Raw genomic sequence first — 12,848 nt, 5'->3', positions numbered from 1 at the left:
GGACTGAGCTGGTCGGATCCGTCATATGCCGAGGTCTCGACAAGCTCGACCAACGGCGCCCGGAAGGGGTCTCGACAAGCTCGACCAGCGGGCAGTGGGTCCGGCAGAGACGTAACTTCAAAGCGGAGTGGGCTGCACCCCGTCCGGGTAGGTCGGGCGTTTCGTCGCTCCGCTCCTCAACGTCGGTCGTAGACCGACCTCGTATAAAGCGCGCGAGCCCCCGCGCAGGGTCTGAAAGACGAAAGCAGAAGCGGCGAGCTGCGCACGGGCGGGACGGGGTGCAGGCCCACTCCGCGGAACAGAACGTGACCACCAAGAACCGACCACAGAAGGGTCTCGACAAGCTCGACCAACGGTGGCCGAAAGAGGTTCTCACCGAGCTCGACCAGCGGTGGCGTGCACAGGAGATCCCGGCATTCGCCGGGATGACGAAGTCCGGAAGGACTACTTCCAGAGGGTGGCGATGCCGAACGCTGCCGCCATGCAGCCCATGCCGATCAGCACGTTCCAGCCGCCGAGATCGCTCATGAACGGGATCAGGTGGCCGGCGATGTAGTAGACCACGAGCCAGAGCACACCGAGTAGGCCGACGGTGATGAAGGTCGGCGGCACCCAGCGGCGACTGCCGGGCGCGGCGACCTTGCGCTGGCGCTCTTTGCGCGTCTCGGCCGCCGCTTGGCCGGACGTCTGCTTCTTCTTGTCCGCTGCCTGCTTGCGGGTCTTCGACTCGGGCATGGCGATGATCTTACCGCTCGCCGCCGGGCAGCCGAACACCAGCTTCTAGACTCGCCTCCATGAAGCGGATGTGGGCACGGGCGCGAGCACGCCTGCGCCGGGCGTCCGGACGCTCCGGTGAGGTACGGCTGGGTCGTCGCCTGCTCAGCCTCGCGGTCTGTGTGCTGGCCGGTTTCATGATCGCCACCAGCGCCATCAACGCCGGCGGCACCGACCTGCGACCCAACCGCAACACCGACCTGGCCGGGCTCATCCAGTCCGAGTCGAAGCGGAACGCCGAACTCGGCGAGCGGATCGCCAAGCTCCGCCGCGAGGTGGACGCGTTGACCAAGAACGACGGCAGCGGGGTGCCCGAGAGCCAGCTGCGGGCGGCGTCCGAGATCGCCGGCCAGACCCCGGTCAAGGGCCCCGCGGTCGTGGTGACCCTGGACGACGCGCCGTCCGGGGTGCAACCGGCGGGGGTCAGCCCCGAACTGCTGGTGGTGCATCAGCAGGACATCCAGGCCGTGGTGAACGCCCTGTGGTCGGGGGGTGCCGAGGCGATGACAATTCAGGGTCAGCGGGTCACCTCGCGCACCGGGGTGAAGTGCGTCGGCAACTCGGTGGTGCTGCACGGCGTCCCGTACGCGCCGCCGTACGAGATCGCCGCCATCGGTGATCCCGAGCGGCTGGAACGGGGCCTGGCCGACTCGACCGCGGTGCAGATCTACCGCGAGTACGTCACCGCGTACGGCTTGGGCTATGCCCAGCGCCGCGAGGCCTCGGTCACGATGCCCGCCTACCGCGGCAGCCTCGACATCCAAGCGAAGCGCGTGGGCTGACCACGGTGCCGGGGAACCGCGCCCGATGCGGGAGAATGGCGCCATGGCTCGCATCCTGGTGATCGACAACTACGACTCGTTCGTCTACAACCTCGTCCAGTACCTGGCCCAGTTGGGTGCCGAGGTGGACGTGTGGCGCAACGACGATCCGAGGTTCGACACCGCCGACTGGGCCGACGGCTACGACGGTGTGCTGATCTCACCCGGGCCGGGCACGCCCGAGTCGGCCGGGGTCTGTATCGACGTCGTCCGTTCGCACGCCGGACAGCTGCCGATCTTCGGGGTCTGCCTCGGGCTACAGTCGATCGCGGTCGCCTTCGGCGGTGTGGTCGGTCGCGCCCCGGAGCTGCTGCACGGCAAGACTTCCGAGGTGCTGCATGAGGGGGTCGGCGTGTTCGCCGGGCTGCCCAGCCCGCTGACCACCACCCGCTACCACTCGCTGGCCCTCGACCCGGCGACGGTGCCCGACGAGCTCGAGGTGACCGCGACCACGGAGTCCGGGGTGATCATGGCGGTGCGGCACCGCAGCCTGCCGGTCGAGTCGGTGCAGTTCCATCCCGAGTCGGTGCTCACCGAGGGCGGCTACCAGATGCTGGCCAACTGGCTCGCGGTCTGTGGCGACGCAGGAGCGCCGAAGCGCGCCGAGGGACTCACGCCGCTGATGGCGCTGCGCTGAGAGCTGCTCTCGCCCGCGGTGTCATCCCGGGTTTGCTCCGGGATCTCCGTGCGGCGAGATCCCGGCGCTCGCCGGGACGACGTGGGCAGGCGCCTTCAGCCGAGCTTGGTTTCGACAAGCTCAACCAGCGGGGGAGATCCCGGCGTTCGCCGGGATGACGTGGTCCGGGATGACGTGGGCGGGTTAGTCGTTCGACTTGGTGGGCGTCGGGGACGGTGAGGGTGAATTCGACGGGGTCGACGGCTCCTTGGCCAGCACCAGCTGGATCGTCTGGCTGCGCTTGATCTCCTCGCCGACCCCCGGGGACTGCTTGAACACCCTGCCCTCGGGCTGTTCGGTGCTCTCTTCCTCGGTGAACTCGACGTCCCAGCCCTCGCGGTCCGCCTGCGCCTGGGCCGCGGACCGGGTCTGTCCGTAGAAGTTCGGCACGATGCCGGTGCCCGGCACGACGTACAGAATGATCGGGGTATCAACCGTCACAGTCACTCCGGAGCTGGGGCTGACGTTGGTCACCGTGTTCGGCTTCCCGGTGGTGTTGCCGGCGTCCGGCGTCTTCTTCACGGTGGTGAAGCCAAGTTCCTTCAACGCCTTCTCAGCGTTGGAGGCCGACATGCCGATCAGGTTGGTCGGGATCATCGCCTTCTTCGGGCCGACGTTGACCTGAATGGTGACGGTGGTGCCGACCGGCACCTTGACGCCGCCCGGCGGGTTCTGGCTGACCACCCGTCCGACGGTCTCGTCATCGGCACCGACGATCGGATCGACGACGAACTGCAGCTGCGCGTCGGTCAACTGCTGCTCGGCCCAGTCCTGGCTGCGCTGGGTGACGTTGGGCACCTCGACCTGGGCGACCCGGGCCTCGGGGTTGAACAGGTAGTAGGTGCCGAAGCCCAGACCCAGCACCGCCAGGAATGCGACCAGGCCCCACCACCACGGGTTGCGGCGCCGCTTCTTCTCTTCGACCGCCCGCTGCGGGATGGTTGCGGTGTCGGTGGGCTCGGCGGTGTCGGTGGGGGAGTCCAACATCTGCGTCGCCGCGAGCACGCTGGTCGGGGCGGGTTCGGGCACCGGTGCGACCGCGAGGACGGCTTGGCCGGCCAGCAGCCGGTTGATGTCCTCGCGCATCTCGGACGCCGTCTGGTACCGCTGGCCGGCATCCTTGGCCAGCGCCTTGAGCACGATGGCGTCCATCTCGGCGCTGACCAGCGGGTCGAGCTGGCTCGGCGGCACCGGTTGTTCCCGGACGTGCTGGTAGGCCACCGAGACCGGCGAGTCGCCGCGGAACGGCGGGTGCCCGACCAGCAGCTCGTAGAGCAGGCAGCCGGCGGAGTAGATGTCGGAGCGGGCGTCGACGGTCTCGCCGCGGGCCTGTTCCGGCGACAGGTACTGCGCGGTGCCGATGACGGCCGCGGTCTGGGTCATGGTGGCCGAGGTGTCGGCGACCGCCCGGGCGATGCCGAAGTCCATCACCTTGATCTGGCCGGCGTCGGTGAGCATCACGTTGGCCGGCTTGATGTCGCGGTGCACGATGCCGGCCCGGTGCGAGTAGGCCAGCGCGTCCAGCACGCCGGCGGCGAACTCGAGCGCGCGCTCGGGCAGGATCTTGCGTCCGTCGCGCAGCAGTTCACGCAGCGTGTGGCCTTCGACCAACTCCATCACGATGTAGGGCACCGACACCCCGGTGTCGGGATCGGCCTGCTCGCCGGTGTCGTAGACGGCGACGATGTTGGGATGGTTCAGTCCGGCCGAGGCCTGTGCCTCGCGGCGGAACCGGGCCTGGAAGGTGGGGTCGCCGGCCAGGTCGATGCGCAGCAGCTTGACCGCGACCTGCCGTCCGAGCCGGATGTCGCGGGCGCGCCGCACCTGAGCCATGCCACCGCGACCGAGCAGCGGACCGAGCTCGTAGCGACCGCCCAGCATCCTGGGTTCGTCAGCCATGCCGTTGTCTCCTCTTCGTCGGAGTGTTCATTGTGCTGCTGAGCGCAGCCCCGCACGAGACCGCCGTCATCGCAGCGCCTCGATCACTGCCTTGGCGATCGGTGCCGCGACCCGGCCGCCGGCCACGTCGGTGGCCTCCATCTCGGCGTCCTGGACGAAGACGCAGACGGCCACGTCGGGATCCTCCGCCCAGGAGATGAACCAGGCGTACGGCGTCCGCTTGTTGTCCGAGTTGGCCGTTCCGGTCTTGCCGCCGACCGTGACCCCGGGAACCTTCGCGCGCCAGCCGGTGCCGCCCTCGACCACACCGACCATCATCTGCCGCAGCTTGGCGGCGTCCGAGGCGCTGGTGGCCAGGCTGAGCTGGGAGGGCCGGGTCTGGCTGAGCACCTGCAGGTCGGCGGAGCGGACCGATTCGACCAGGTAGGGCTGCATCACGACGCCGTCGTTGCGGACGGCCGCCGCCACCATCGCCATCTGCAGCGGGGACGCCGCCACGTCGAAACCGCCGATCGAGGCCAGCCCGGTCTGCGGCACGTCGATCTGGTCGGGGAACCGGCTGGCCACCGAGCCGATGTCGGACAGCGGCTTGGTGCCGAAGCCGAACTTCTCGGCCTGGTTGCGCAACGCGTCCGCGCCGAGCTTCACGCCGAGCCGGGCGAAGGCCGCGTTGCAGGACAGCGCCAGGGCCCGGGCCAGGGTCTGCCGGCTACCGCAGTTGCTGGCGATCACGGTGTTCGTCCCGGGCAGCTTGTAGGACGAGGCGTCCAGCTCGCTGTCGGGTTCGTAGCCGGCGTCCAGGGCGGCGGCCGAGACGATCACCTTGAAGGTGGAGCCGGGGGGAAAGATCTCGCGGGTGGCCCGGTTCGACATCGGCTTCGCCGAACTCTTGGTGAGCGCGGCCCAGGCCTTCTGCGAGTCGGACATGTTGTGGGTGGCCAGATCGTTGGGGTCGAAGGTCGGAGACGACACCATCGCCAGGATGGCCCCGGTCTTCGGGTTCAACGCCACCACGGCACCCTTGAGCTTGCCGAGCGCATTCGAGGCGGCGCGCTGGGCGCGGGCGTCGAGGGTGGTCTGGATGTTGGCGCCCTTCGGCTTCGCCCCGGTGGCCAGGTCGATCAGCCGGTTCACGAACTGGGAGCTGTCGTTGCCCGAGAGCTGGGCACCGTAGCTCTGTTCCAGTTCGGACGAGCCGAACAGATAGGAGAAGTAGCCGGTGACCGGTGCGTACAGCTCGCTCTGCGGGTAGCGGCGCTGGAACTTGAACTGGTCCTTCGAGGCCACCGTCTCGGCGACCGCCGTGTTGCCGACCATGATCGCGCCCCGGTCCTGGGCGAAGGCGGCGTCGGTCACCCGGCGATTCTGGGAATTGGCGTTCAGTGAGTCCTGGCGGGCCAGGTAACTCACGCTGACGTTGACCAGCAACGCCAGGGTCATCAGCATCGCCACCACGGCGACGCGACGGATCGGACCGTTCATGGCAGCCTCCCGCCCGGCCGGGTGTCGTCGGGAGAATCCGGGACGCCTCCGGTCGGGATCGCGGTGGTCGGTTCGTCGGCACTGGACGGCGTCGGGATCGCCGTGGTGGGCTCATCCGGCCCGGACGGGGTGGGAACCGCCATCGTGGGCGCGTCCGCACCGGACGGCGTCGCGATCGCCGCCGTCGGCTCGTCGGCGCTGACCGGGGTCCGCACGGGCGTGGTTGCCGCGGCGGCCCCCACCGGTACCGGCTGGGGATCGGCCGGACGGCTGGGCGGTGTGCTGATCACCTGCGTGGTGTCGTGGGCCAGCGACTGCTGCGGCTCCGCGGCCGGCGGTGTCGGACGGCGCACCCGGTGGGTGACCACCATCAGCAGCGCGATCATCGCGTAGTTGGCGACCAGCGACGAACCGCCCTGGGAGATGAACGGCGTGGTCAGGCCGGTCAGCGGCAGCAGCCGGGTGACGCCGCCGATGATCGCGAACACCTGCAGCGCGAAGACGAACGACAGACCGGCGGCGAGCAGCTTGCTGAACGGATCGTTGGAGGTCAGCGCCGTCCGCAGGCCGCGCATCACGATCACGCCGTAGAGCACGATGATCGCCATCAACCCGGCCACCCCGAGCTCTTCGCCGATCGCGGCGGCGATGAAGTCGTTCTTGGCCAACGGCGTCAGATTGGGCCGGCCCAGCCCGAGACCGGTGCCGAACAGCCCGCCCCAGGCCATGCCGAACTGGCCCTGGATGATCTGGTAGTTCTGGTCCCAGTTCGCGAACGGATCGAGCCAGGCCGCCACCCGGACCTGGACGTGGCCGTAGAAAAGCCAGCCGGCGAAGGCGCCGGCGGCGAACAGCGCGGTGCCGAGGATCGGCCAGCTGGGTCGCTCGGTGGCGACGTACAGCATCATCACGAACAGCCCGAAGAACAGCAGCGAGGTACCCAGATCCTTCTGGTAGATCAACACCGCCAGGCTGGCCAGCCACATCACGATGATCGGGCCCAGGTCGCGCGGACGGGGCAGATCGATACCCAGGAAACGAGCACCGGCCAGCGCCAGCACCTCGCGCTTCTCGACCAGGTACGAGGCGAAGGCGACGGTCAGCACGATCTTCGCCAACTCGGCCGGCTGGAAGCTGTACGGGCCGATCTTGATCCAGATCCGGGCGCCGTGGTTCTCGAAGCCGATCAGCGGGAGCAGCGGCATCATCAGGATCAGCATGCCGGCCAGGAACGTCAGATAGGGGAAGCGCTGCAGCACGTGGTGATCGCGCAACAGGAACAGCACCAGCACGAACACCGCCACCGAGATGGCCGTCCAGAGCAGCTGCAGCTCCGCCGAATGCATCACCGGACGGCTACCCAGGTCGAGCCGGTTGATCATCACCAGGCCGATGCCGTTCAGCAGGTAGACCAGCGGGAACAGCAGCGGATCGGCGTACGGGATGCGCCAGCGGATGACCGCGTGGGCGACCAGGCCGATCAGCACGTAACAGCCCACGCCCCAGTACCAGCCGCTCGGCAGTTCGCCGGAGATGTTGAGGTTCACCAGGGCGTAGCCGCCCACGGCGACGACCATCCCCAGCAGGAGCATCACCAGTTCGACACCGCGTCGCTTGCGGAAGACGACGACCTCGCCCATGGTCAACATTCCCCTGGCGGCTGGGCGGACGGCGTGGTGCTGGGAGTCGCCGACGGGGACGCGCCCGGCGTCGCCTTCGGCGACTCGCTGGGGTTCCTGGCCGGGTTCGACGGGCTCGGCGAGCTGGTCGCCCGGGCGCGTTCCTCACGCTGCGCGATGCACTGCTGGGCCTTCGCCCGCAGTTGTTCGGCGGTCGCCTGCGCGCTCTCCAGGCTGGGGGCGACGATCGCGGCGCGCACCTGCTCCTGGTAGAACAGCGGTAGATCGCTGACGTGGGTGTTGTGCACCTCGAGCACGGTGCTGAGCGGGAAGCCGAGCACGGTGTCGGGGACGCCGCGGAACACCGCCACCAGGTCGTTGTCGTCGCCGACGTAGTACTTGGTCTGGGTGAAGGAATACCAGCCGAACAGCCCGCCGCCGATCACCAGTAGCGGCACCACGATGCCCAGCACGACCTTCACCCAGGCCGCCGTCCGGCCGCGGGTGGTGGGCTGGTAGCGCTCCTGTTCGGTCAGTTCCCGGGCCCGCGGGTCACCGAGCTGTTCGCCCTCGACCGGCAGCGGCCGGGTGTCCTCGGAGGAATCGGCGGCCGATTCGATGTCGACCTCGGTGGCCGCCCCGAGCACCATCACCGGCCCCGGCTCGCCGTCCTCCACCACGTCGGCCAGGATGATGGTGATGTTGTCCAGGCCGCCCTCGGCGTAGGCGATCCGGATCAGCTCCGCGACCACCTCGTCCGGATCGGTGCCACCGACCACCTGCTCGATGGCGGCGTCGGTGACCATGCCGCACAGGCCGTCCGAGCAGATCAGGTAGCGGTCGCCGACCTTGATGTCGGACATCTCCAGATCGGGCTGATGGTTCGACTGGCCGTTGAGCACCTTCAGGATCAGCGACCGGTGCGGATGCACCAACGCCTCCGCCTCGGTGATCCTGCCGTCGTCCACCAGGGTCTGTACCCAGGAATGGTCGCGGGTGATCCGTTCGAAGTGACCGTCGCGCAGCCGGTAGGCCCGGGAGTCGCCGATGTTGGCGATGGCGAGCCGTTCGCCGTCGAACAGCAGACCGCAGACCGTGGTGCCCATCCCGTCCAGCGAAGGGTCGGTCGCCACCAGGTCACGGATGCGTGCGTTGGCCCGGCCGATGGCGCCGGCGGCGACCTCGACCATGTCGGACTCGCGGAAGTCGCCGTCGGAGTCGCGCAGCTCGTTGACGGCCACCGCGGACGCCAGATCGCCGGCGGCCGCGCCGCCCATGCCGTCGGCCACCATCAGCATGGTCGGCGACACGTAGGCGGAATCCTGGTTGTTCTTGCGGACCAGGCCGACCTCGGAGCGGGCCACGTAGGACAACGTGAAGGTCATGACTACTTTTCCACCACCATCAGCGTGCGCCCGATGCGCAGCGTGTCGGCGGTGCCGAACGGGGTCGCCGAGGTGACCCTCTCGTTGTTGACGTAGGTGCCGTTGGTCGAACCGAGATCCTCGACGACGTAGCCCGCGTCGGTGCGGACGATCTGGGCGTGCCGGGTGGAGACGTAGTCGTCGTCCAGGATCAGCTGGCAGTCGGCGGCCCGGCCGATCTTGACGATCTCACCGAGCTGCACGGTCATGCCCTCCTGCTTGCCACGGGTGATCCGCAGCCGGCTGGGCAGCTTCTTGGCGGGCCGGGCGGCCTTGCGCTTCTGCTTCTTGAGTTCGTTGATGCTGCGCAACTCACCGGCGTCGTCGGTGGCCAGCTTCCGGCCGAACATGTCGGTGCGGATGACGTTGCCGACGAACAGCACGAACAGCCACAACAGGGCCAGGAAGAGCAGCTTCAGCGCGAGGACGACGAGATCAGACATCGGAGCCCGGCGAGGTGATCGACATGCGGGTGGATCCGATCTCGATCCGGCTGCCGGGCCGAAGGTCGGCCTGCCGGACGCGCTGGCCGTCGATCACGATGCCGTTGGTGGAGCCGAGATCCTCGATGGCGATCTGCTGCTCTTCACCCTCACCCAGCACCACGATCCGGGCGTGCTTGCGGGAGATGCCGGGATCGTTGATCCGCAGGTCGGCCTCGGTGCCGCGTCCGATCACCAGGCCGGGGGGATTCAGTGGATGCCGGACCCCGTTCACCTCGAGCACTAGGGCGGCGCGGCGGATCTGGGTGGCCGAGGCGTCCGAACCGTCGACACCGGCGACCGCGGCACTGTGCACCGTGAACCGCCCGGTGGGCAGCGACTCGTCCAGCTCGTAGTCGATGGTCACCGGACCGTTGAAGATGTAGCCCTTGCCGGCGGCGTACTCGTTGAGCTGCGGGATGACCTCGGAGTTGAGCATCTTCGAGTAGGGCGCGAGCCGGTCGTGGTCATGCCGGGACAGCTGCACGGTGAAGTCGTTCGGCACCAGCCGGCGTTCACGGGTGAGCAGCTTCGCCTCGGCGTCGAGTTCGCGCTGCAGCCGGGCGGTGATCTCCACCGGCTGGACGTCGCCCTTGAACGCGCGCGCGAAGACGCCGTTCACGGCGCCCTCAAGTTTCTTCTCGACGCGATCGAAGACTCCCATGCGGAACAGAGTAGTGGAACGGTCCGGAGTGAAGCTCACCGCGGCGTCCGGGGTCTGGAGCGCGGGTCGAGGCATTCGGACGGCCGATGCGGCGGCCTGCGACGGCGGCCGATGTCACGGCGGTGGTCAGGGGCACCCTCGGTGCTGTGCTAGTCTCTTCCGGGTCGCCTTGAGCGGCACGCGCGAGTGGCGGAATGGCAGACGCGCACGGTTCAGGTCCGTGTGTCCGAAAGGACGTGGAGGTTCAACTCCTCTCTCGCGCACCAGGCGAAAAGGCCTCTGGCTAGGGAATATCTCCCGAGCCGGGGGCCTTTGTCGTGCGGCCCGCGGGGCTCTCGATGCCCTGCGTGGCTTCCTCTCGGAGGAGAACGCGGTCTCTCGAAGGAGAACGCGGTGATCATGGCGGTCCTGCTGCTGGTCATCGAGGCGTCCGTGATCGGCAAGTGCAACGGCAGCTTCCGAGCGGTGGGCCGACCCGCGATCATGCGGGAGAATGCGGCGCGGCGGACATTCGGACGCCGCCACCGTCTCCAGGAGGCTCCGTGACAGACCACCATGTGCTGCCGGCGCGGCTGCGGCTCGTGCCGATGCGACCCAGGGATCCGCACGAGCCGGGCCGGGCGGCCACCTCACTGGAGCTGTTCTTCGACCTGGTGTTCGTGGTGGCGGTGAGCATCGCAGCCGCCCAGTTGCACCACCAGTTGGCCGAGGGGCATTTCGTCGACGGGCTGTTCTCCTACGCGGTGGTGTTCTTCGGTATCTGGTGGGCCTGGATGAACTTCACCTGGTTCGCCACCTCTTTCGACACCGACGACTGGCTGTACCGGGTGCTGACCATCCTCCAGATGGGTGGCGTGCTGGTGCTGGCGGCCGGCATCGAACCGGTTTTCGTCGACCGCGACTTCACCGTCCTGACGCTCGGCTATGTGGTGATGCGGGTGGTGATGGTCGCACAGTGGTTGCGGGCGTCGCGGCGGGCGGGTGCCAGTCGCAAGGCGACCCTGACCTACGCCCTCGGCATCGTGTCGGTTCAGCTGCTGTGGCTGGTGATGCTGGTGCTCCCTCACGGCGTGCAGCCGTACGTGATGGTGCTGCTGGTCGCGGCGGAGCTGTCGGTTCCGCTGGTCGCCGAACGCAACGGGCTCACCCCGTGGCACCCGCACCACATCACCGAGCGGTACGGATGCTTCACGCTGATCGTGCTGGGGGAGAGCCTGCTCGCCTCGGCAAACGCCGTCATCGGGGCACTGCACGACGAGGCGACGCTCGGCCCGTTGATCTGGATCGCGATCCTGGCCCTGGTGGTCACCGCCTCGCTGTGGTGGCTGTACTTCTGGCCGCCGCACCACCGCGCGATCACCAGCCTCAGACGATCACTGCGCTACGGCTACGTGCACTACTTCGTCTTCGCCTCGGCGGGCGCCTTCTCCGCCGGCGTCGAACTTGAGATCGACCAGCTCACCCAGCACCTGGAGCTGAGCCCCGCGCTGGTCACCCTCGCGGTCAGTGGGCCGGTGGCGGTTTTCCTGCTCGGCGTCTGGTGGATCGCCATCCGCGACCATGCCGACCGGGTGGTCAACACTGCGATCCCGGTGGCCGCCGTGCTGGTGCTGCTCGACCCGTTGCTTCCGGTGCCGATCACTCTCACCGCGGTGATCATGGCGCTGCTCGTCGTGGTGCTGGTGCTGCGTCCCCCGCTGCCGGAGGCTGAGAGCTGACAGCACGGTGGCCGAGCTTGTCGGGAGCTCGGACGGTGCGTTTGCTGACAAGTGGTTTCGACAGGCTCAACCAGTGGTGGCTCGGATCTCGACAAGTCTGACCATCGTCACCGGCGGGCGAAGGCCGGGGCGTGTTCGGGACGGACGCCCACCCCGACCAGGTAGGCCGGGACGGCGGTCAGCCACGACAGGCGGCGCAGCACGGCAGCCGCGCGGGGCGGGATCTCCAGGGCGCTGCCGCCGCTCAGCAGGGCGTCGATGCCGCGATGCACCAGCTGCTGGGCGGCCTGGGTGAGCCGTGCCGCGAACTCGCGGCGCCGCTGGACGGCCTCCAGGTCGGCGTCGGTGAGCCGTCCGTGCAGCAGCGGAGCGGCCAGCAGCCGGGCTGCCGCCACGCCGTCCTGGACGGCCAGGTTCACCCCGACGCCGCCGGCCGGCGACATGGCGTGCGCGGCGTCCCCGATGCACAACAGGCCGGGCGCCCACCAGCGGCGCAGCCGGTCGACCCGGACGTCCAGCAGCTTCACCTCGTCCCACTCCAGCCCGGACGCGGCGTCCGCCAGCTCGGGTGCCGCCCCGGCGATCGCCTCGCGGAGTGCGCCGATGCCTGCCGCGCGCAGCTCGGCGTCGCTGCCCTTGGGGATCAGCCGGGCCGCCTGCACATAGCCGCGGCGCGGGATCATCACGAAGACCGAGCCAGGGCCGGTGCGCGGCAACAGGCTGGAGCCGACGTTCACCTCGGTGGGCAGCCGGAACCACCAGGCGTCGAACCGGACCGGCAGTTCGGTCAGCGGCAGCAGCGCGTCGGCGCGGACGCCGGAGGTGCGGCCGTCGCAGCCGATCACCAGATCGGCGCGCAGTTCCTCCTCGCCGTCCCGGCCGCGGCATCGGACGCCGACCACCCGCCCGCCGGACCGGAGCAGTTCAAGGCATTCGGTGCCCATCCGCAAGCTGAAGGTCGGTTCCGCCTCGCCCGCCGCGGCGAGCACGTTCAGGAAGTCCCACTGCGGGGTCATCGCGATGTAGGGCCGCGCCAGCCGCAGCCGGGTCAGGTCGGCGACCACCACGTCCCCGCCGCCCCGGACCGGCACCTGGACGCGTTCCAGCTTGCTGTACGGCAGTTGGTCGAACGCCGGGCCCAGGCCCAGCTCGTCCAGCAGGGTCAGGGTGCTGGGGTGGACGGTGTCGCCGCGGAAGTCGCGGAAGAAGTCGTCGTGCTTCTCGAGCACGGTCACCCGCACCCCGGCCCGGGCCAGCAACAATCCGCACACCATCCCGGCGGGACCGCC

11 protein-coding genes, 1 tRNA gene and 1 pseudogene are annotated in these 12,848 nt (G+C 69.0%); 5 read left to right on the top strand and 8 right to left on the bottom strand.

Going from position 1 to position 12,848, the window contains the following annotated elements:
* Positions 1-444: 444 nt before the first annotated feature.
* Positions 445-735, bottom strand: a complete 291-nt coding sequence (locus tag Q0066_RS07765) for a cell division protein CrgA (protein ID WP_298131729.1) — start codon at positions 733-735, stop codon at positions 445-447.
* Positions 736-794: 59 nt separating this feature from the next.
* Between Q0066_RS07765 and Q0066_RS07760 the strand changes: the two genes are divergently transcribed.
* Positions 795-1,556, top strand: a complete 762-nt coding sequence (locus Q0066_RS07760; RefSeq protein ID WP_366521506.1) for a DUF881 domain-containing protein — start codon at positions 795-797, stop codon at positions 1,554-1,556.
* Positions 1,557-1,599: 43 nt separating this feature from the next.
* The gene (locus Q0066_RS07755) at positions 1,600-2,232 is read left to right on the top strand and encodes an aminodeoxychorismate/anthranilate synthase component II (RefSeq protein ID WP_298131727.1); all 633 of its coding nucleotides are present in this window, start codon (positions 1,600-1,602) and stop codon (positions 2,230-2,232) included.
* 183 nt (positions 2,233-2,415) lie between these two features.
* Here the strand turns inward: Q0066_RS07755 and pknB are convergent, their stop codons facing one another.
* The 6 genes and pseudogenes from pknB to Q0066_RS07725 form a co-directional block, all read right to left on the bottom strand.
* Positions 2,416-4,170 carry a Stk1 family PASTA domain-containing Ser/Thr kinase gene (gene pknB / locus Q0066_RS07750; RefSeq protein WP_298131725.1) on the bottom strand — a complete coding sequence of 585 codons (1,755 nt, stop codon included), beginning with the start codon at positions 4,168-4,170 and terminating at the stop codon, positions 2,416-2,418.
* 66 nt (positions 4,171-4,236) lie between these two features.
* Positions 4,237-5,652 carry a penicillin-binding protein 2 gene (locus tag Q0066_RS07745; RefSeq protein WP_298131724.1) on the bottom strand — a complete coding sequence of 472 codons (1,416 nt, stop codon included), beginning with the start codon at positions 5,650-5,652 and terminating at the stop codon, positions 4,237-4,239.
* A 308-nt stretch (positions 5,653-5,960) separates the two neighbouring features.
* A pseudogene (locus tag Q0066_RS07740) lies at positions 5,961-7,301 on the bottom strand (FtsW/RodA/SpoVE family cell cycle protein); the annotation flags it as partial.
* Positions 7,295-8,656 (bottom strand): protein phosphatase 2C domain-containing protein, encoded by a 1,362-nt coding sequence (locus tag Q0066_RS07735; RefSeq protein ID WP_298131720.1) that lies wholly within the window; start codon positions 8,654-8,656, stop codon positions 7,295-7,297. The pseudogene Q0066_RS07740 and the gene Q0066_RS07735, both read right to left, overlap by 7 nt.
* Positions 8,657-8,658: 2 nt before the next feature.
* Positions 8,659-9,138 carry an FHA domain-containing protein gene (locus Q0066_RS07730; RefSeq protein ID WP_298131718.1) on the bottom strand — a complete coding sequence of 160 codons (480 nt, stop codon included), beginning with the start codon at positions 9,136-9,138 and terminating at the stop codon, positions 8,659-8,661.
* Positions 9,131-9,841 carry a DUF3662 and FHA domain-containing protein gene (locus Q0066_RS07725; protein WP_298131716.1) on the bottom strand — a complete coding sequence of 237 codons (711 nt, stop codon included), beginning with the start codon at positions 9,839-9,841 and terminating at the stop codon, positions 9,131-9,133. Before Q0066_RS07725 ends, Q0066_RS07730 begins: the two co-directional genes overlap by 8 nt.
* A gap of 180 nt (positions 9,842-10,021) precedes the next feature.
* On the opposite strand from Q0066_RS07725, the gene Q0066_RS07720 reads away from it, so the two are divergent.
* The 3 genes from Q0066_RS07720 to Q0066_RS07710 all read left to right on the top strand — a co-directional run bounded on the left by Q0066_RS07720 (position 10,022) and on the right by Q0066_RS07710 (position 11,559).
* Positions 10,022-10,107: transfer RNA gene (locus tag Q0066_RS07720), tRNA-Leu, on the top strand.
* A gap of 127 nt (positions 10,108-10,234) precedes the next feature.
* A complete protein-coding gene (locus Q0066_RS07715) occupies positions 10,235-10,387 on the top strand; it encodes a hypothetical protein (protein WP_298131714.1) in 153 nt (50 codons plus the stop codon).
* Positions 10,384-11,559: a low temperature requirement protein A gene (locus Q0066_RS07710; protein WP_298131712.1), complete on the top strand. Its 1,176-nt coding sequence runs from the start codon at positions 10,384-10,386 to the stop codon at positions 11,557-11,559. Before Q0066_RS07715 ends, Q0066_RS07710 begins: the two co-directional genes overlap by 4 nt.
* Positions 11,560-11,666: 107 nt before the next feature.
* On the opposite strand, the gene Q0066_RS07705 is transcribed toward Q0066_RS07710, so the two are convergent.
* The coding region (locus Q0066_RS07705) for an FAD-dependent oxidoreductase (protein WP_298131711.1) at positions 11,667-12,848 on the bottom strand (1,182 nt) is incomplete at its 5' end.

Source organism: Micropruina sp. (assembly GCF_027492755.1).
Classification (GTDB): Bacteria; Actinomycetota; Actinomycetes; order Propionibacteriales; family Propionibacteriaceae; genus Micropruina.
The sequence above is the reverse complement of the archived record's forward strand: the minus strand, read 5'-3'. Positions and strand labels throughout refer to the sequence as shown.